This window comes from Nocardia sp. NPDC004718 (assembly GCF_053601535.1).
On sequence record NZ_JBSGCA010000047.1, the window covers coordinates 1 to 17,500 of the forward strand.

Genomic DNA, 17,500 nt, shown 5'->3' on the forward strand with positions numbered 1-17,500 from the left:
CCTTCGGAGCCAAACCAACGGCAAGCAACCATCAGCTACACCCCACCGCTCTGGGCATCCAGGGCACCAACCCCAGACACCTACAAACTTAGGGAGCAGGCATGACGACGTATGGGATTGCCGGAGCAGGGTGTGTCGGCAGCGCGATAGCGCGCGGACTCGGGAGCGGCGGCAATCGAGTGCTCGTGATGGACGAAGTCGCGGACAGAGCCGATCGTCTAGCTGACGAACAGCCCGCCATCACCGCCGTCGATGAGATCTCCGGACTACTCGGCTGTGACGTGGTGATCGAAGCGGTGCCGGACGACCTCGACACCAAGATCAGCGTGCTGGGGCGCCTGGCGGCGAGCAGCACTGTAATCGTGCTGACTGCGACATCATCGTTCACAGTGGCGCAGCTTGCCCAGGCCTCCGGACTTCGCAGGCGTCTGGCCGGATTTCACTTTCTGCCTACCGCTGTCGGCAGTGGACTCGTCGAGATTTGCGGTGAAGCATCAACGGGAAGTGAGGCGGTCGTCGCGGCGGTCGAATTGAGCGACACGCTGGGAATGCCCTGGATGCACGTTGCGGATGTGCCCGGGCGTATTACGCGGCGACTGCTTGTTCCATTCGTCAACCAGGTACTCGCCGCCGCGGCGCGAGGTATCGCGTCACCGCCGGACATCGACCGTATCGTCGAGCTCGGGCTGGGGCATGCCGTCGGTCCCTTGGTTGCGTTGAAACACGCCGGCCTCGATGACCACATACAGGTCGCCGAGAACCTTTATCGGTGGCTCGGTGACCCCGCGTTCGTGCTCCCCGCCAGTCCAGCTGTGCACAGAGAAACTATTCGGGCAATTTCTGACCCCATGGAGGAGTCGAGCAAGTGACTTATCAGGACATCATTATGGACGTCGCTGACGGTATCGCCGTCGTGACGATAAATCGACCCGAACGCGCTAACAAGCTCCGATTCCAGACGGCCCGAGAACTGCTCGACGCTTTCCGGCGCGTGCGTGAGGATCGTGCCATCGACGTCGCGATACTTACCGGAGCCGGGGGGAAATTCTTCTGCATCGGCGGCGAGCACGAACCATTGGAGTCGCTCGACTACTCCAGTGTCATGCCTGTAATCGACTTGTACGAATTCATCGACACCATGCCCAAACCTGTGATCGCGGCAGTCGATGGATACGCCGTCGGAGGAGGGAACGTCCTGCAAGTGGTATGCGACCTGTCGATCGCCGCACCTCATGCTGTGTTCCGCCAGGTGGGACCGATGGTCGGTAGCTTCGATGCGGGATACGGCACCTGGTACCTCGAAGAGGCGATCGGGCGCCGCCGCGCGAAAGAAATGTGGTACCTGAACAAGAAATACTCGGCGGCCGAGGCGCTCGACATGGGTTTGATCAACGAGATCAGCTCTCGTGGGTCGGCGCTCGACCGAGCACTCGAAGTGGGGGGCGTTCTGCGCCAACGTGGCCCCTTCGCGATCTCCGCGGTCAAGACCGCATTCTCTGGTCGGCATTCAGGCGTTGTGGGCCAGGCCAGAATGGCGCATGACCTGCTTCTCACCGCCTACCGCAGTACTGCCGAATCCCACGAACTGTCCGAAGCCTTCGACACGCGTCGCGATCCGGACCGAACCAGGTTCAATCAATGACCGAGAACGACAGTGAATTGACGTACCTGCTGCAAACCGTTCGCGACCTTGCGGCAAAGAAGCCTTACGCCAGGACCGAAGCCGCATCGATGCTGGGCCCCCTCGGTGACACCGGCCTTCTCGATCTCGCAACCGACACATTCGGCCTCACGGGAGTCGACGCGCTCGATTGGGCGTCCCGCGTCATCGAGGAGGTGGGTCGAGAATCAGGCTCGGTCGCGTACTTCCTTGCGTCCCGCTACGTCGCCCACCGCGCTCAGTTACGTCGCGGAGTAGACACCCCCTCCCTCGAATCCGTTGCCGCCATCGCTCATTACGCCGGCACGGAACTGCGATCGACGACCGTGCCACTGGTGGCTACGCCGACCGCTGCCATCCTCCTCGAACGCACAGATACGGGCGTACTCGCCGTCTCGACAACGCACTTCGAAGTATTCAGCGACGTTCCGAAGCGCACCGGACTTCGTGGCGCGGCACTCGGTGGAATCTGCGTAGTCCCCCGGGTCGAAGACCGGATGCCGGACCAGGATGCGGCAGCAACAAGCGCCGACTGGGACATTCTGGTCGCCTCGGCCGCACTCGGTGTAGCTGACGCGGCCCTGTCCACGTCGGTTGACTACGCCCGGACTCGGCGCCAATTCGGCAGCACTATAAGCGCATTCGCTGGACTCCGGGCCATCGTGGCGGACATGGCGGACCGCGTCGACGGTGCCCGTGAGTCATTGAGGGCAGCTCTCGCATCCGATTCCGATGCGCGGAACCGTCGCGTCGTCGCTGCAACTGTCGCCGCCCGTGCGTGCCAAGCAGCTGTCGACGTCGCGCTCTCAGCGGTTCAAGTGCACGGCGGGTACGGATACATCGACGAATTCCAGGTCGCCGACCAGGTACGTGATGCTCTGAGCCTGAGAGCGCGTTGTTCGAGCACGCTGATCGCGCGGCGCTTGACCGCCTCCGAGCACTTGGACCCAGCAACACGGGCAAGGAGGCCTGATGATTACCGCTGAGAACGTCCGCAAGGCATTGGCGCTCCCCGGGAGCGCCCTTACGCACAACTTGATCGCCGAACGATTCGAATCCGGTGCGTGGGCCCAGCGATCCCTTGTCGCCTTCCTCGATGATGCGGTCGCAACCTTTCCCGACCGGACCGCGGCGGTCACTGTCGACGAGCGCGGAGCTGCTGTCAGAACACTGACCTACGCGGAACTGGATGCACTGAGCCGGCAAGTGTCGGCCGGCCTTCTCGCGAATGGCGTGGGGCCCGGATCCGTGGTCTCTGTGATGATGTCCAACTGTGCCGAGTTCCCGGCCATCGTTTACGGCATCCTCCGGATCGGAGCCACCTACTCAGGAATCCCGATCACCTACGGCGCGCACGAAATCGAATTCATGACCAGGCGAGCCGGCGCCGAGATGATGATCATCACTGGCTCGCATGCCGGCCGAGACCTCGCTGCGCTTGCCGCGGCCACGCTCGCCGATCGCGACGATTTCCTGATGGTGGTCGTCGACGGGGCCTCGGGCCACCCCGGATTGTCGTTCACCGACCTGATCGCGCACGGGCGTTATGACGGGCCCGCCCATGTCGATCCACTCGCCATCGCTCAGCTGGCATTCACCTCCGGGACAACCGAAGAACCCAAAGCCGTGATGAACCTCCACGCAACCCTCGACGTGGTGGTGCGCGGCTGGGCCGCACATGTTGGACCAGCGAACTACGGCGATCCGATGCGCAACCTGGTGATGTCGCCGGTCGGCCACGCGACCGGATTCATGTGGGGCGTGCTACTCACCGTGCATCTCGGCGGCACCGCGGTCTACGTGGACCGGTGGTCGCCGACCACCGGAGCTCTTGTGATCGCACAGCAGCAGATCACTTGCATGGTCGGTTCGCCGACATTTCTGATCGACCTGTTGAGGACAGCGAACCTCACCGCGGCGTCCGCTCCTTGCCTGAATCTCGTCGTGGTTGCGGGTGCGCCGATTCCGCGGCCTCTCATACCGGAGGCACGTCAGGCGTTGAACTGTGACGTGATCCCGGCATGGGGAATGACCGAGTTCGGGATCGCTGTTTCCGGCCGTCCAACTCTCGGACGACGAAACGACGAAACCGACGGAATGCCTGTCGCGGCATGCGAGGCTCGAGTGTGTGACGAAGCGGGATACCCGCTGCAGCAAGGCATTGAAGGCGAACTCCAGATCAGAGGTGCCGGACTATTCGCCGGCTATTATGCCCGGCCAGATTTCACCCACCATGCTTTCGACGCCGATGGCTGGTTCGTCACAGGCGATAGGGCGGTGATCGAAACAGATGGGTGCGTAACGATCACCGGCCGCACGAAGGACATCATCATTCGCGGCGGGGAGAACATACCAGTCGCAGCGGTGGAAAGCTTGATCTTCCGCCATCCCGAGGTCACCGACGTCGCGGTCGTCGGCTACAGCGATGACCGGCTCGGCGAGCGGGCATGCGCGTTCGTATCCCTCAACTCTGGAGCTGATCTCGACCTCAACCACTTATCGTCCTTCCTCCTCGATGCCGGTCTGTCCAAGCGCCACCTACCCGAAAGGCTGATGGTCATCACCGACATGCCCAAGACCATGAGCGGAAAGATCCGCAAAGTCGAACTGCGCGACCGGCTCCGAAAGGACAGTGAGCATGCCTGACACCAGCGGCAGCGCTGCGGGCTCTTCCATCCCCGATGAAGAGGGCACGGCCACACAACTGCCACTGTCGGGAGTGCGAGTCATCGATATCTCCTCGTCCTACGCCGCACCGACCACCTCGATGTACCTGGCGGACATGGGCGCCGACGTAGTGAAAATCGAACCGATCCGCGGCGACGATGCGCGAGGCTGGGGACCGCCGTTTCTCAACGGCGAGGCTGCGTGGTTCCTGTCGGTCAACCGCAACAAGCGGAGCATCTGCCTCGACATCACCACACCGGCCGGTCACGCCACACTCATGAGCTTGCTCGAGTCCGCGGACGTTTTCGTGGAAAGTATGAGTCCGGCGAAATTGGCCAAACACGGGCTGGCACTGGATACGCTCGCGCAGCGGTTCCCGGCGCTGGTGATCTGCGCGTTTTCCGGTTACGGGCTCGATGGACCGGACTCGGCTCTTCCGGGCTACGACCTCATCGCGCAGGCACGGTCCGGATTGATGAGCGTGACGGGCCCCGCCGGCGGCGCACCCCAGCGCGTCAGCACAGCGCTCTCCGACGTCGCCGCCGGAATGATCGCGGCCTTCGCTGTGTCATCCGCGTTGGTCAGACAACGAAACACAGGCATCGGGGAGATCATCGACATCTCCCTGCTCGAAGCGGACCTCGCCTTCCTGTCCCCCAGGATCGCGAGTTACCTCGCGGGCGAACCCGAACCGTCTCCCAGCGGCGGAACCGACTCGGTCGTCGCCATCTACCAGTCGTTCGAAACGGCCGATCGTCCGATCGTCGTCGCGATCGGAAACGATCGACACTGGCTGAGGGCCTGCCAGGTTCTCGGGCTCGAGCACCTGTCGGCGCAGTCCGACCTCGCCACGAATGCCGGACGCCGGAACCGCCGGGCGGAGATCGTCCGCGTGTTCCAAACCGCGCTTTCGACCGTCACTGCGGAGCACGCCCTCGCGCTTCTGCACTCGGTCGGTGTTCCTTGCTCTCGAATCCAACGGCTTTCCGAGGTCGTGACCGATCCGCAGGTGGTGGCGCGTCAGGCCATCGTCAAGCAGGACCACCCTGTCGCGGGGCCGTTCGAAAGCGTCTCGAGCCCATGGAAACTCGGCTCTCATCCGGATGCGCGTACGAATGCGACTCCGGCACCACTCAAGGGCCAGCACACCCGAGAGGTGCTCACCGAACTGAACCTCCAGGACGAACAGATCGACGATTTGATCCGGGAAGGAGTGGCATGGGCGCGGTGATCAGCAAAGACGATGAGGGGCGAGTCCGAATCCTGACACTGAATCGGCCGGACAGCCTGAACGCGTTGAACAGTGAGACACTGTTCGCGCTTCGCGATCACCTCGCCGAAACCAATGCGGACGAAGGTGTCGGATGTGTTGTGATCCGCGGCGCGGGTAACCGCGCGTTCTGTGCAGGTGCGGACCTCGACGAGATCCGCGGACTGAGCTACGAAGCGGCGCATCGTTTCCTCTCTCAGGGGCATGAGGTGATGACCGCTATCGCCGACGCTGAGGTTCCTGTCGTCGCCGCCGTCGATGGATGGGCACTTGGCGGAGGCTTCGAACTGATGCTCGCCTGCCACATCGTCGTTGCCTCCACGTCGAGCCGTTTCGGGCTGCCTGAGGCGAAGATCGGATGCATGCCCGGATTCGGGGGGACACAGCGACTTCTGCACGCGGTGAGCAAGCCCGTCGCGTTACAGATGATGTTGTCCGGAGAGCCGATTGACGCACAGACTGCATGGCAGGTGGGGCTGTTGTCCCAGCCGCCGGTGCCATCCGCTGATCTCGAGCTCAGAGCGCGTGCACTCGCCGAATCGATCGCGTCGGGTAGTCGCACAGGAACGAGACGCATTCTCGCGGCGGCGGCAGCAGCTGCCCGTCCGGCCGCACTTGACTACGAGGCAGTCCTGGCAGCGGCTGCAATCGCCTCCGCCGACGGTCAAGAAGGAATTGCTGCATTTGCGGAGCGCAGGCCGCCGAATTTCGCGAGAGGGAGCACGTCATGACATTGCAGTCGCCAGATGTACTTGCGGCTGTCCGCACAGTGATCGAGCAGCTGATCGACCCGAATGCCGAGGGGATCGACCACTCGGCGACCTTCCCTGATACGGCGATCCGAGCTCTGGCAGAGGCTGGTGCTGGTGGGCTTCTCATGCCCGTCGAGTATGGCGGACAAGCCCGGCCGACCCGCGAATACGCCGAGGCGGTGGAACTCATCTCGGCGGCCTGCGGCGCCACCGCGACAGTTTACATGACACAGATGCACTGCGCCCACCCTATCGAACTCGCGGGTTCGCCACAGCAGATAGAGAAGTGGATTCCGGCACTGTGCTCGGGTGCGGCGATCGGAGCGATCGCTCTGACGGAACCGGAGGCAGGTTCCGACGTGGCCGCCATGCGCACAGTCGCGGCGCGGCACGACGGTCACTATGTCGTCAACGGAAGCAAGATCTTCATCTCGAACGGCGATATGGCCGACGTGATCGTCCTATTCGCGACGGTCGACCCAGCGCTCGGTAAAGACGGCATCACGGCATTCCTCGTTGCCACTGAACATCTTGACGGGTTTTCTGCCGGTCGTCCAATGAAGAAGCTGGGCCAGAAGGGTGCGTCAACGGTCGAACTCACGTTCACCGATTGCCGAATCCCGGATACCTGGCGTCTGGGCGATGAGGGCGCCGGTTACCCACTGCTGCTGCAATCGGTGCTCAATTCCCGGATCAGCGCATCGGCTCAGGGTGTCGGTTTCGCCCAAGGCGCTTTCGATGCCACCGTGCGGCATCTGATGCGGGATGGACTGCTTTCGCCCCAGCGGAGGGACGCCCAGGACATCCAGTTCGACCTCGCGCGTATCCGGGCAGAGATCGCTGCCGGCCGCGCGCTTCTGCGCGAGGTCTGTGACCTCGTCGACTCCAGGGCGCCGGAAGCCGCCCCTCAGGTGTCAGTTGCGAAGCTGCACTGCACGGCACTCGGTGTCCGGGTAGCAGCCGAATGCGTTGCGCTCCTCGGTGATGAGGGTGACCGATGCGATCTCGGCGCTGAGCGTCGGCTGCGCGACGCCAAGATCACCGAAATCTACGACGGCACCAATCAGGTGCAAAGCATGCTCATCGCCCGCGACATTCGCTCCAACGCGGCGACCACAGGTTGATCGAGGAGAAAACGATGAAGATTGATGTGCGAGGCAAAGTTGCCCTCGTCACGGGAGGTTCCGCAGGTATCGGCGCCGGATGCGCCCATGCGCTCAGCGCCGCGGGCGCCCGCGTGATCATCACAGGTCGCAGCCGCGATCGCCTCGAGCAGGTAGCCTCCAGCGTCACCGAGCAGGGATATGGCACTCCCTCGGTCGCGGTCGCCGATGTGACAAGGGCAGCAGGGGTCTCGGCTCTTCTCGACGCGGCAGCCGAACTGGGCGACCGCGTAGATATTCTCGTCAACAACGTCGGCGGATCGCGGCCCACTCCGTTGGATGCCGGCGACGAGTTCTGGGACGAAGCCCTAGAACTGAACTTCACCGCCGCTCGGCGATTGACCGGGGCACTCCTGCCCGCGATGCAGGCTGCCGGGTGGGGCCGGGTAATCAACATCAGCGGATCGATGGAGCCCCGCTCGCTCAACGCGGCCTCTGCCGCGAAGGCCGCGCTGCATATCTGGTCCAAAGGTCTTTCATGCGAGGTAGCCGACGCGGGCATCACCGTCAATTGCATTGCCCCGGGCAGGATCACCAGTGAGCAGACGATGAACCGGCTGCATCCAGAGCCCGCTGGACGGGAAGAGTTCATTCGCAGGAATATCCCCGTGGGCCGCTTCGGTGAGCCCCATGAAGTCGGTAATGCGGTGGCCTTTCTGGCTTCACCGCTTGCCGACTACATCACCGGCGCAGTGCTACCTGTCGACGGCGGCATGCACTACTTCGCCCACTAGCATGACGGCGAACGATCCAGCAGGAGCGCCGCGGTCGTACCTATTCGTCCCTGCGTCCAACGAACGTCTCCTCTCCTCTGCGCGGACAGTGGCGGCCGACATGATCATCATCGATCTGGAGGACTCGGTACCCTCATACGAGGAAGAGAAGCGGATTGCGCGGCAGCGGGCGATCAGCGCCATCACCTCAGGTGACTGGTCGACTCGGCGCCTGAGCGTGCGGGTGAACGCGTGGGAATCGCCATGGCTGCTAGGGGATGTCGCCGAGCTCGTTCGGGGATGCGGAACGAACATCGACTCCATCATGTTGCCGAAAACCCATTCCGCAGTCGATGTGGTCTGTCTCGATCGAATCATCGGCCAGCTCGAGCGTGAAGGCAACTTCTCACCGGGCCGAATCCACATCGACGCTCTGATCGAGGACGCAGCCGGGATCGCACGGCTCGACGCCATCGCCTCCGCGGGGGAGCGGTTACGCTGTTTGTGTTTCGGAGCGGTCGATCACCAAGCGTCGATGGGATTTCGTGCCACGGCCGCGGAAGACCTGCAACAGTCGGCGCGGCTGGCGATCGTTGCGGCTGCTCGAGCTAACGACAAACTCGCTGTCGACGGGCCTTTCACGAAGGTCCGCGATATGGACGCGTTCTGCGTGGACATGATGCGATGCGCGGCCGAAGGATTCGACGGACGCCTACTTATCCACCCCGGTCAGATAGACATATGCCACGCCGGCTTCGCGCCCACGGCGCAAGAACTGACACTCGCCACACGCATTATCGAAGCGCTCGACGGCTCGGCGTCGACGGGCAGCGGTGTGGCGGTCCTCGACGGGGTGATGGTGGACGAGGCCACGCAGAAGTGGGCGCAGCGGATCATTGCCAGGACCGAGCACACCACACATGTAAGTGGTGGGCTCTCATGAAAGGAACACCGTGAGTCGGCTAGTGACCACAGAAGGCCTCACTGAAGATCAGCGCCAGATCCTCGAAGTCGTCCGGAAGTTCGTGGAAAAGGAGATCCTTCCGGTGGCCTCGGAACTCGAACACCGCGACGAATACCCCGCCGCGATCGTCGAGGGTCTGAAGGAACTCGGCGTATTCGGTCTGGTGATCCCAGAGGAATACGGGGGGATCGGTGAATCGCTGCTGACCTACGCGTTGGTGGTCGAGGAGATAGCCCGAGGCTGGATGAGCGTTTCCGGCGTGATCAATACCCATTTCATCGTCGCCTACATGCTGATGCGGCATGGAACCGAGGAGCAAAAGCGCAAATACCTGCCGCGGATGGCGACCGGGGAGGTGCGCGGTGCATTCAGCATGAGCGAACCTGCGCTCGGTTCGGATGTGGCCGCGATCACGACAAAGGCGGCCAGGCGAGACGACGGATCGTACTCGATCACCGGTCAGAAGATGTGGCTGACCAACGGAGCATCCTCGAATCTCGTTGCTGTCCTGACGAAGACCGACGAAGGTTCGGAGTCGGTCTACCGGAACATGACCACCTTCCTGGTCGAAAAAGAGCCGGGATTCGGTGAGACAGCCGAGGGTGTGACGATACCTGGCAAGATCGACAAAATGGGGTACAAGGGCATCGACACCACGGAGATGATCCTCGACGGGTACTCCACGTCCAGCGACCAGATCCTCGGCGGCGTCCCTGGTAACGGCTTCTACCAGATGATGGACGGTGTCGAGGTAGGCCGAGTCAACGTCGGAGCCCGTGCGGTGGGCATCGCCAATCGTGCGTTCGAGCTGGCCATCGCCTACGCTCAGCAGCGCGAGACCTTCGGCAAACCCATCGCTCAACACCAAGCGATCTTGTTTCGCTTGGCAGAGATGGCGACGAAGGTCGAGGCTGCACATTCGATGGTCGTTCGCGCTGCTCGGCTCAAGGATTCCGGAAAACGCAACGATGTCGAGGCCGGGATGGCCAAGATGCTGGCATCCGAGTACTGCAACGAGGTGGTCGAAGACGCCTTCCGGATCCATGGCGGATACGGCTACTCGAAGGAGTACGAGATCGAGCGGCTCTACCGTGAGGCAGCGTTCATGCTCATCGGGGAAGGTACCTCCGACATCCAGAAGCTGATCATCGGTCGAAGTTTGCTCAAGGAATACCAGCTCTTCTGACACTGAAGTCGGGGCCACGCGCACTGTGGCCCCCGACTCAGTCTCCGACTGGTAACAGTCAGGCAATTTATCGCCTGTTAAGCTTGTACCAAGGTCATAGCGTGTGAGGGGATGGATCAATGGGAGAGCCCGGGGCTGGACAGTTCGTTGCACAGCAGGTGCTTCGGCCGCGTGAGCAGGTGCAGAAGCAGATCACGGACGCCATATTGGAGGGACGGTTCGCGCAAGGGGAGAAGTTGCCGTCGGAGAATGCGCTGGCCGACATGTTCGGCGTCAGTCGACCCACGGTTCGGGAGGCGCTCGGATCGCTGGTAGCGGCCGGACTGGTGCGCAAAATACCCGGTGTAAGCGGGGGGTCTTTCGTCCGAGAGGTCGACAGCAGGGCGCTGGGCCGAATGCTGCAAGACTCCATGCTGCACGTTTTGCGCCTAGGATCCCTCAATATCGAAGAAGTGAGCGAAGCCCGCGAGATTGTCGAGGTTCCCTGCGCCCGACTCGCAGCACGCCACCGCACCGACGAGCAGGTTGCCGCCGCGCGTGCCGTCGTCTCGAAGCAGAAAGCGATCGACCTGCTCGACCCCCAGGTCTCGGCGCTGGATCAGGAGTTTCACCGCATCATCGCCGAGTCGTCCGAAAACCGCCTGCTGGTAGCTTTCGTACAGGCGCTGCACGCGTGCACAGCACCTGTCAGCTACCTCGAACTCACACCAGAAGTCGGTCACGAGACTATCCGTCAGCACACCAAGATCATCAAGGCGGTCGAGAAGCGTGACGAACAAGCGGCTGCGGAAGCGATGCATGAACACCTGACGTATGTTCGTCAGCGCAGCCGCGACTATCCCGAGGCCGAATACTGAAGCCGACAGCGCAACGACTCGTGAAGCCTTCCATATGGAAGCACTTCCGCGAGTCGTTGCGCTGAGGGCCCGATGGAACACTGCCGTCATACCCGCTCGAACACCGCTGCCAGCCCTTGGCCGCCGCCGATGCACATCGTCTCGATCCCGTAGCGCGCTTCGCGCCGGTGCATTTCCCTGAGCAGGTTCGCCAATATACGCCCTCCCGTGGCGCCGATCGGATGCCCCAGCGAGATCCCCGATCCGTTTACATTGACTCTGTCGAGATCGGCATCGGCGAATTTCCATTCGCGGAAGCATGCCAGTACCTGCGCCGCGAACGCTTCGTTCAATTCGATGAGGTCGATGTCGGACCACTGCAACCCCGCACGCTGTAGCGCCGAGTGTGTCGCGGGGACAGGGCCGATACCCATCCGTGATGGTTCCACGCCGGCCAGCGACCAGCTGACCAGCCTGCCGTAAGGACGCAGACCGAGTGCATCGGCTCGCTCTGGTGTTGTGACGATCGCCACCGCGGCAGCATCGTTCTGGCCGCTCGAATTGCCTGCCGTGACAGTAGCTTCAGGATCGGCAGACGACAGCAGAGGAGGCAGTGCGGCCAGTTTCTCCAAAGAGACGTCCGGCCGCGGATGCTCGTCGCGGACGACAACTCGCTCGGGAACTTTCTTCGTAGCGGGAAGGATGACCGGGACGATCTCGTCATCGAACAGCCCTTGGTCCATCGCTCGCACCGCCCGGCGGTGTGAGCGAAGCGCCCACTCATCCTGCTCGACACGGCTGATCCCATGATCGCGCCGCAGATTCTCAGCAGTCTCTATCATTCCACCCGGCACCGGAAACCGCTTACCGCCCGAGTTCTTACGTGGTTCGGCGAGCCTGTCTTTCATCACAGGTGTTCCGCCCATGTTCCATCGGGCGTCGGCCAGATACAACTCGGTCTGACTCATGCTCTCAGCGCCACCGGCTAAAACCAGATCGGACCCACCGCTCGAGACCTGCATGCAGGCATAGATCACCGCCTGCAGCCCTGAGCCGCATCGGCGGTCGATCTGAAGCCCTGGGACGGTGATCTCCAATCCTGCGTCCAGTGCGGCGATCCGGCCGAGAGCGGCGGCTTCGCCATTCGGGTAGCCCTGCCCGAAAATTACATCGTCCACATCCGCGGAAGCGATCCCCGTTCGCTCGACGAGACCGCTGACGACTGTGGCGGCGAGTTCGGCCACAGTGACATCCTTGAATATCCCGCCGTAGCGGCCAACCGGTGTCCTGAGTGGCTCGCAGATGACTGCGTCACGCATCTGATCTCCTATACGCTGGTCTCGCCGCCGTCGACGGCGATCGTCTGGCCGGTGAGGAAAGCCGGCGCGTCGAGCGCCAGGTATCGGACCACGTTGGCGATTTCCTCGGGTTCGCCCATTCGGTGGGCAGGAATGCGGCGCAGCACCTTCTTCATCGCGTCGGCGTCTCCGCGTAAATCAGCATTGATGTCAGTGGCGATATAGCCAGGGGCCACCGCGTTGATCTGAGCGCCAAAACGGGCCCATTCGGCGGCGGCCGCACGCGTGAAATTGACTACCGCACCTTTGGAGGCGCAGTAAGCTGTGAAGCCCGGCCGGCCCACAAGGCCGAACACGGAAGCCACATTCACCGCCCGTCCGGAGCGGACCGATGCGAAGTATCTCGCAGCGGCACGTGAACAGTGAAACATCCCTCGGACATTGACATCGAAGATGTGTTGCCAGTCCGAATCGGTCAGATCGACAAGGTTCCGCTGTAGCGTGACACCCGCATTATTGATCAGGACATCGAGTCCACCGAACTCGTTCAAACAGGTGGTGAAGAGATGCTCGACAGAAGACTCGTCCGAGACATCTGTAACGCAGGCAAGAGTTCGCACCCCGAGTGCGCTGATGTCGTCCGCGAGCGACTTCAACTCCGCGGAGTTGCGCGACGCGATCACGGTTTGCGTTCCCGATCGAGCGAGAGTGAGAGCTATGGCTCTGCCCAATCCGCGACTGGCACCAGTAACGATGGCAACTGAAGGTGACATGGCTCCATGTTGTCTGACAATTACCATACTGTCAATGTCTGTGACATGAAGAATGTGTGGAAGTGCAGGGCTCTGCCTATTGATGCTCACGCGGACAGTTGGCCCCACAGATGCGAAGCTAGAGATCATCGCCGTTATCAGTGCTGCGATCAGCGGCCGCGTCGACACGGTGGGTGAGCACCAGGGTGCGGCCCAGCCCGTAGGTGTGCGCCGGTTGACCAGAGCGGCCTGGGCGACCACGGTCCGCAACTCGGGGGCTCTGGGCCGATCGACCCATGCGATGCCTCTGTCGGTCAGCATTTTCAGCACCGGGAGCCGGCGACGCTGATCACCTCGATCCGAACGTCCTTCAGATGCCGCTCCGCGATCGCCCGGGAGAACGGGTACTCGAACAGCGTCGGCCCGAACACCTCGGTGTCGTCCAACGACAGCACACGTTCGGAACCGGTGTCAGGAGCGGAACGGGGAGTCGCGGTCGTGTACAGCCCCCGCGCGGCTGGTATGAACCGGTGGAGCCGATGCGTACCGCAACCCGGACATCGCGGTATCGACAACGAATTGCCGAGAACGCGGAAGGCGGAATAGATTCGCCCGGTCACGAGTCTCTGGCCGGACGCCCACGATTCGAGACGAAGACGATTCGATTTGGCGAAAACCTAAGACGCTGTGCTGGCCCGCGCCATCCCCGACTGGCTGCGGCCATAAGAACGTCACCATCGAGATCACCGGTTCGCAGGGGAAATCCGTCACTCTCCGCGACGGGCGTCCGCGACCCGCGTGGGCCGATCCGGGAAGTGCTCGCCCGCAACGACAGCGAGTCCGCACGACAGGGGCTGCGGGACGCGGATCAGTGAGCATCCGCGGGTTGAGGGCCTTCGAGCGCTCGGTCGCTTCCGGATCGAGGACATCGGGCGATCGAGGCCGGGCGCGGCGAGTACATGAGCGTTTCACATCACCGGGCCGTGGACTTGCCATGGCTGGTGAATACCGGCGTTGCGCTGGGGCGCGAAGTGCGAAATCTTCGCCTGAGAACATTTCGCATCCTGACGACGAACCGATTCCAGGCGATTTGTGGGAGTTTCTCATGTACTGCTCGCAGTCGAGGCCGCGCGTTGGCGCCGTCGTGGCTTCGGCGCGTTCGTCGTCTCCGGAGCACGGAGAGTGCCGTGACGCGGGCCGGGGATGAGGATCTCGCCGGGTTGGTCGATCGGATCGCGGATGGGCTGCGTGCGGTGGCCCTGCCCGGGTGGCATCGGCTGGAGGCGTGGTTCGCGATGACCGTGGTCGCCGAATCGGCGGTGCTGACGGTCGAGGACGGTATCCGGTCGTTCCGGTGCCCGGTACCTGATGCGGTGTGGGATGCGGTACGCCGGCATCGGCAGACGTCGGCAAGGGCCGACGAAGGGCCGTGGTGGCGGTTGCTGGTGCGCATCGATGCCGACGGTGTCGAGGCCGCTGCCGATCACGGTGCCGTTCCGTTCCCCGGTGAGCAATTGTTCGCACCGGCGGCTTATCTCGCCGACTTGGAACGCTACCCACGGGAGCGGCTACCGGTGTGGCTGGCGGCGTACCTCGGACACGGAGAACGCCGAACGCGGACGCCGCGCGCCGCCGCCGACGCGGTGCGTGCGGATCGGCGTGCGGGGTTGCGCCCGGTGGCCGTGGATGGCGAACTGCCGGAGCTGGCCGTGTTGTGGGCGCGGTGGGCGGTGCTGGCGGCAGCCTTCGTGGCGGTCGGGTCGACGGGGCGGGGACCGCGGATCGGTCCGTCGGTGGGCATCTTCGAAGGCGCGGGGCGCAGCGGTTCGACGCTGACGCTGCTGCCCGGCGACCGGGCCGTGCTGTCGGGTGGTGTGTGGGATGCGTCGGTCCTGGAGGCCGCGTACAACGGCGGTGCACCGATGCCGGAACTCTTTGCGGGAGCGCCGGAATGGGTGTCCGACCCGGTGCTCAATCCGCGGGTGGCAACCGGTTTGCTGTCGTTTTGTTACTGGTGGGAGTCCGGTCGGTGGTACCGGGGTGAGTCCGCGCCGATGGCAGAGTGTGCGCCGGCGCTGCCCGCGGTGTGGACGGTCGGCACCGTGGCGGGTGTCGTCGGCAGTCTGTTGGACGACCGGTCGGGTGGTATGCCGGACGCGGCCGAGTTGTTGGTGTCGGCCGCGCAGGCCGGTGCGGTGACGCGCGAGGCGATCGTGCAGGTCTTCGGTGACGGCACCGGCATCGATATCGACGGGGCGATGTTCCAGTTCGCACTCGCGGATCTGGACGCGAACCACGCCGAGGGGGTCGGCGAAGCGGATGCACTCGACCTCGTCCGGGACCACATCCTACGACAGGGTTACGACACCACGGGATACCCGCTGTCGACGTTGCGGGCCGATCGCATCAGCGTGGGCTGGATGGTACGTTCGCCGGTGCCGGGCGGCGAAATGGCTTTGGACCGTGCGATTTTCTATGTCGCCGATGACGGGGTGGTGGAGCGCTCGACCACGTCGGTGCCGTTGTCGGTGTTCGTCGCCGGTTTCGAGCGGCGGTTCCGGTTACGCGGTAACGGCCGAGCCTGACCGGAGGGGGGATCGCGACGTGAACGGTGAAGTTCGGTTGGATCCGGACCGCATGCGCGAGCGGGGAGCGCGGCTGGCCGAACTCGGGGATCGCGTGGGGCAGACCTATGCGGGACTGCGCGCTTCTTTGGCGCACGCCGAGGGCAGTTGGGGTGACGACGACTTGGGTGTCGCGTTCGCCAGGGAGTTCAAGCCGCATGCCGAACAGTTGCTGGCCAATCTGCGGGCAATGGAGGAGAGTCTGCACAGCACGGCCGCCGGGATGGTCGACGCCGCAAGCCACTTCGAATCGCAGGACCGGCTCGGCGCCGGCCGGGTCGCCGCTTCGGCCGACGAGCTGAACCCGATCGGCGAGCCCGCGGCGCCCTGGCCGGACGGCAGCGCGGGCACGTCCTCGCCCGCGGGCGCGCAGCCACCCGTGACATCCGGGCCCGCGGCGACCTTTCCGGCAGCGGCAGACCCGGCGAATACGGCCAACCCGTTATTTCCATCGAGTCCGGCGTTTCCCGCAAACCCGTTGTATTCAACGGACCGGGGTGGTCCCTTCGAATCCGTTCCCGGTGGGTCGCGGCCACCGGACGTGTCGGTAAGAGGCTCCACGCCGGAGGGCGGTCCCCAGCAGAGTCCTTCTGATCGGTCAGCAGGCCGTGAGGACGCCCAGGGGGGAGGCGGACCGGGCGGCGTCAACCCCGGCAAGCCCGCAGGAGATTCCGGTCGCCGTCCTCCGGCCTCCGCGGTGTTTCCGCCGGCCGGCACCCGGGATTCGCCCCGTGCCTCAGCCGGGCGGCAGGCGGGAGTCGGCCCGTCGGGTGGTGTGGGTCGGCGGGACACCCCCTGGTCCGGGCAGCCGTCTAGAAGGGCTGGACCGCCCGCCGGCGCCGAGCCGAGACCGCAGAACCCTCGGTACGGTGCTCCGCCGCGGACGCGGAACCCCGCCGCGGAATCGCCGCGCGGGCGCGATCGGCATCGCTCCGGCGCGCCGCCGGTTACCGATCCCCTCGTCGCCCAGCTGGCGCGGATGTTGGCCGAGCGCCACCACGTGCGGGTGACCGGATTCGAAATCCCCGGCCTGCAAGCGCCGGTGGTGCGCGGATTCGTGGCTGCTGTGGACCGTGTGCTCACCGACTACCCTGTGATCGGTCTCGATGTCGTCGCGGTCGCGGAGCTCGAAGCCGAGTCGGGCCCCGTGTGGTGGAGTCCGGAACCGCGCGATAGCCGAGGTGCGGGCGTCGGTCGGTCGATCATCCTCGACCAGCGCACCGCGCAGCAGTCGACCGGGACGGCGGAATTCGAGGCGGCGCAGCCGGAGGTCTACCTGGCGACACTGCGCGAACTCGGCAGGGCGCTCGACTTCGCCGGTGGCGGTCTCGCACGCAGGCAGGCGCAGCGGGTCCTGATCTCCGAGTACTTGCGTCTGGAGGCGGGACGGACCAGCACACTCGGTGAGGTGGTCAGCGGGTACCGGCGTTGGCGTGCCGAGCTGGCCGGTGACGCGGAAGAGTTCGATGCGAGCCGAGCCCTCGGCGCCGCATTGGCCGATGTCGTTCTGCGCGGCGACGAGGCGAGCCGCCAGGCGCGAGCACTGCACGCGGTGCTGGTCGATGCGGTGTCACGGCGGGGGTAGGGGTGCCGGTGGACGGTTCGTGGTCGCTGA

16 protein-coding genes are annotated in these 17,500 nt (G+C 64.0%); 13 read left to right on the forward strand and 3 right to left on the reverse strand.

The annotated features are described in order from the left end of the window. Positions 1-101 precede the first annotated feature (101 nt). The 11 genes from ACWEH3_RS28160 to ACWEH3_RS28210 all read left to right on the forward strand — a co-directional run bounded on the left by ACWEH3_RS28160 (position 102) and on the right by ACWEH3_RS28210 (position 11,232). The gene (locus ACWEH3_RS28160) at positions 102-869 is read left to right on the forward strand and encodes a 3-hydroxyacyl-CoA dehydrogenase family protein (RefSeq protein ID WP_450021996.1); all 768 of its coding nucleotides are present in this window, start codon (positions 102-104) and stop codon (positions 867-869) included. Continuing rightward, the gene (locus tag ACWEH3_RS28165; RefSeq protein WP_450021998.1) at positions 866-1,642 is read left to right on the forward strand and encodes an enoyl-CoA hydratase-related protein; all 777 of its coding nucleotides are present in this window, start codon (positions 866-868) and stop codon (positions 1,640-1,642) included. The genes ACWEH3_RS28160 and ACWEH3_RS28165 overlap by 4 nt, the downstream gene beginning before the upstream one ends. Then, a complete protein-coding gene (locus tag ACWEH3_RS28170) occupies positions 1,639-2,646 on the forward strand; it encodes an acyl-CoA dehydrogenase family protein (RefSeq protein WP_450022000.1) in 1,008 nt (335 codons plus the stop codon). The genes ACWEH3_RS28165 and ACWEH3_RS28170 overlap by 4 nt, the downstream gene beginning before the upstream one ends. Continuing rightward, positions 2,633-4,306: an AMP-binding protein gene (locus ACWEH3_RS28175; protein ID WP_450022002.1), complete on the forward strand. Its 1,674-nt coding sequence runs from the start codon at positions 2,633-2,635 to the stop codon at positions 4,304-4,306. Before ACWEH3_RS28170 ends, ACWEH3_RS28175 begins: the two co-directional genes overlap by 14 nt. Continuing rightward, positions 4,299-5,558: a CaiB/BaiF CoA transferase family protein gene (locus ACWEH3_RS28180; RefSeq protein ID WP_450022004.1), complete on the forward strand. Its 1,260-nt coding sequence runs from the start codon at positions 4,299-4,301 to the stop codon at positions 5,556-5,558. The genes ACWEH3_RS28175 and ACWEH3_RS28180 overlap by 8 nt, the downstream gene beginning before the upstream one ends. Next, positions 5,546-6,328 carry an enoyl-CoA hydratase/isomerase family protein gene (locus tag ACWEH3_RS28185; protein ID WP_450022006.1) on the forward strand — a complete coding sequence of 261 codons (783 nt, stop codon included), beginning with the start codon at positions 5,546-5,548 and terminating at the stop codon, positions 6,326-6,328. The genes ACWEH3_RS28180 and ACWEH3_RS28185 overlap by 13 nt, the downstream gene beginning before the upstream one ends. Continuing rightward, the gene (locus ACWEH3_RS28190) at positions 6,325-7,473 is read left to right on the forward strand and encodes an acyl-CoA dehydrogenase family protein (RefSeq protein WP_450022008.1); all 1,149 of its coding nucleotides are present in this window, start codon (positions 6,325-6,327) and stop codon (positions 7,471-7,473) included. Before ACWEH3_RS28185 ends, ACWEH3_RS28190 begins: the two co-directional genes overlap by 4 nt. Before the next feature lie 14 nt (positions 7,474-7,487). Continuing rightward, positions 7,488-8,246 (forward strand): SDR family NAD(P)-dependent oxidoreductase, encoded by a 759-nt coding sequence (locus ACWEH3_RS28195; protein ID WP_450022010.1) that lies wholly within the window; start codon positions 7,488-7,490, stop codon positions 8,244-8,246. A 1-nt stretch (position 8,247) separates the two neighbouring features. Further along, positions 8,248-9,168 (forward strand): HpcH/HpaI aldolase/citrate lyase family protein, encoded by a 921-nt coding sequence (locus ACWEH3_RS28200; RefSeq protein WP_450022012.1) that lies wholly within the window; start codon positions 8,248-8,250, stop codon positions 9,166-9,168. 10 nt (positions 9,169-9,178) lie between these two features. Then, complete coding sequence (locus ACWEH3_RS28205) at positions 9,179-10,375, forward strand: acyl-CoA dehydrogenase family protein (RefSeq protein ID WP_450022068.1); 1,197 nt, start codon at positions 9,179-9,181, stop codon at positions 10,373-10,375. Between the two features lie 119 nt (positions 10,376-10,494). Beyond that, positions 10,495-11,232, forward strand: a complete 738-nt coding sequence (locus ACWEH3_RS28210) for a FadR/GntR family transcriptional regulator (protein WP_450022014.1) — start codon at positions 10,495-10,497, stop codon at positions 11,230-11,232. A gap of 86 nt (positions 11,233-11,318) precedes the next feature. Here ACWEH3_RS28210 and ACWEH3_RS28215 read toward each other — a convergent pair whose 3' ends face one another. The 3 genes from ACWEH3_RS28215 to ACWEH3_RS28225 all read right to left on the reverse strand — a co-directional run bounded on the left by ACWEH3_RS28215 (position 11,319) and on the right by ACWEH3_RS28225 (position 13,707). Beyond that, the gene (locus tag ACWEH3_RS28215; protein WP_450022016.1) at positions 11,319-12,530 is read right to left on the reverse strand and encodes an acetyl-CoA C-acetyltransferase; all 1,212 of its coding nucleotides are present in this window, start codon (positions 12,528-12,530) and stop codon (positions 11,319-11,321) included. Between the two features lie 8 nt (positions 12,531-12,538). Then, positions 12,539-13,309, reverse strand: coding sequence for an SDR family NAD(P)-dependent oxidoreductase (locus ACWEH3_RS28220; RefSeq protein ID WP_450022070.1), 771 nt, complete (start codon positions 13,307-13,309; stop codon positions 12,539-12,541). A 275-nt stretch (positions 13,310-13,584) separates the two neighbouring features. Next, positions 13,585-13,707, reverse strand: a complete 123-nt coding sequence (locus tag ACWEH3_RS28225; protein ID WP_450022018.1) for a hypothetical protein — start codon at positions 13,705-13,707, stop codon at positions 13,585-13,587. A gap of 741 nt (positions 13,708-14,448) precedes the next feature. Here ACWEH3_RS28225 and ACWEH3_RS28230 point away from each other — a divergent pair. After that, entirely contained in the window at positions 14,449-15,846 is a 1,398-nt protein-coding gene (locus tag ACWEH3_RS28230; RefSeq protein WP_450022020.1) for a hypothetical protein, read from the forward strand. A 19-nt stretch (positions 15,847-15,865) separates the two neighbouring features. Further along, a complete protein-coding gene (locus ACWEH3_RS28235; RefSeq protein WP_450022022.1) occupies positions 15,866-17,470 on the forward strand; it encodes a hypothetical protein in 1,605 nt (534 codons plus the stop codon). The last annotated feature ends 30 nt before the right edge of the window (positions 17,471-17,500 follow it).

What these genes read in the sequence shown, in the direction of transcription:
- ACWEH3_RS28220 (WP_450022070.1), bottom strand. Translation starts at nt 13,309, where the DNA reads ATGGTAATTGTCAGACAACATGGAGCCATGTCACCTTCAGTTGCCATC.
- ACWEH3_RS28170 (WP_450022000.1), top strand. Translation starts at nt 1,639, where the DNA reads ATGACCGAGAACGACAGTGAATTGACGTACCTGCTGCAAACCGTTCGC.
- ACWEH3_RS28175 (WP_450022002.1), top strand. Translation starts at nt 2,633, where the DNA reads ATGATTACCGCTGAGAACGTCCGCAAGGCATTGGCGCTCCCCGGGAGC.
- ACWEH3_RS28215 (WP_450022016.1), bottom strand. Translation starts at nt 12,530, where the DNA reads ATGCGTGACGCAGTCATCTGCGAGCCACTCAGGACACCGGTTGGCCGC.
- ACWEH3_RS28200 (WP_450022012.1), top strand. Translation starts at nt 8,248, where the DNA reads ATGACGGCGAACGATCCAGCAGGAGCGCCGCGGTCGTACCTATTCGTC.
- ACWEH3_RS28210 (WP_450022014.1), top strand. Translation starts at nt 10,495, where the DNA reads ATGGGAGAGCCCGGGGCTGGACAGTTCGTTGCACAGCAGGTGCTTCGG.
- ACWEH3_RS28160 (WP_450021996.1), top strand. Translation starts at nt 102, where the DNA reads ATGACGACGTATGGGATTGCCGGAGCAGGGTGTGTCGGCAGCGCGATA.
- ACWEH3_RS28185 (WP_450022006.1), top strand. Translation starts at nt 5,546, where the DNA reads ATGGGCGCGGTGATCAGCAAAGACGATGAGGGGCGAGTCCGAATCCTG.
- ACWEH3_RS28180 (WP_450022004.1), top strand. Translation starts at nt 4,299, where the DNA reads ATGCCTGACACCAGCGGCAGCGCTGCGGGCTCTTCCATCCCCGATGAA.
- ACWEH3_RS28190 (WP_450022008.1), top strand. Translation starts at nt 6,325, where the DNA reads ATGACATTGCAGTCGCCAGATGTACTTGCGGCTGTCCGCACAGTGATC.
- ACWEH3_RS28195 (WP_450022010.1), top strand. Translation starts at nt 7,488, where the DNA reads ATGAAGATTGATGTGCGAGGCAAAGTTGCCCTCGTCACGGGAGGTTCC.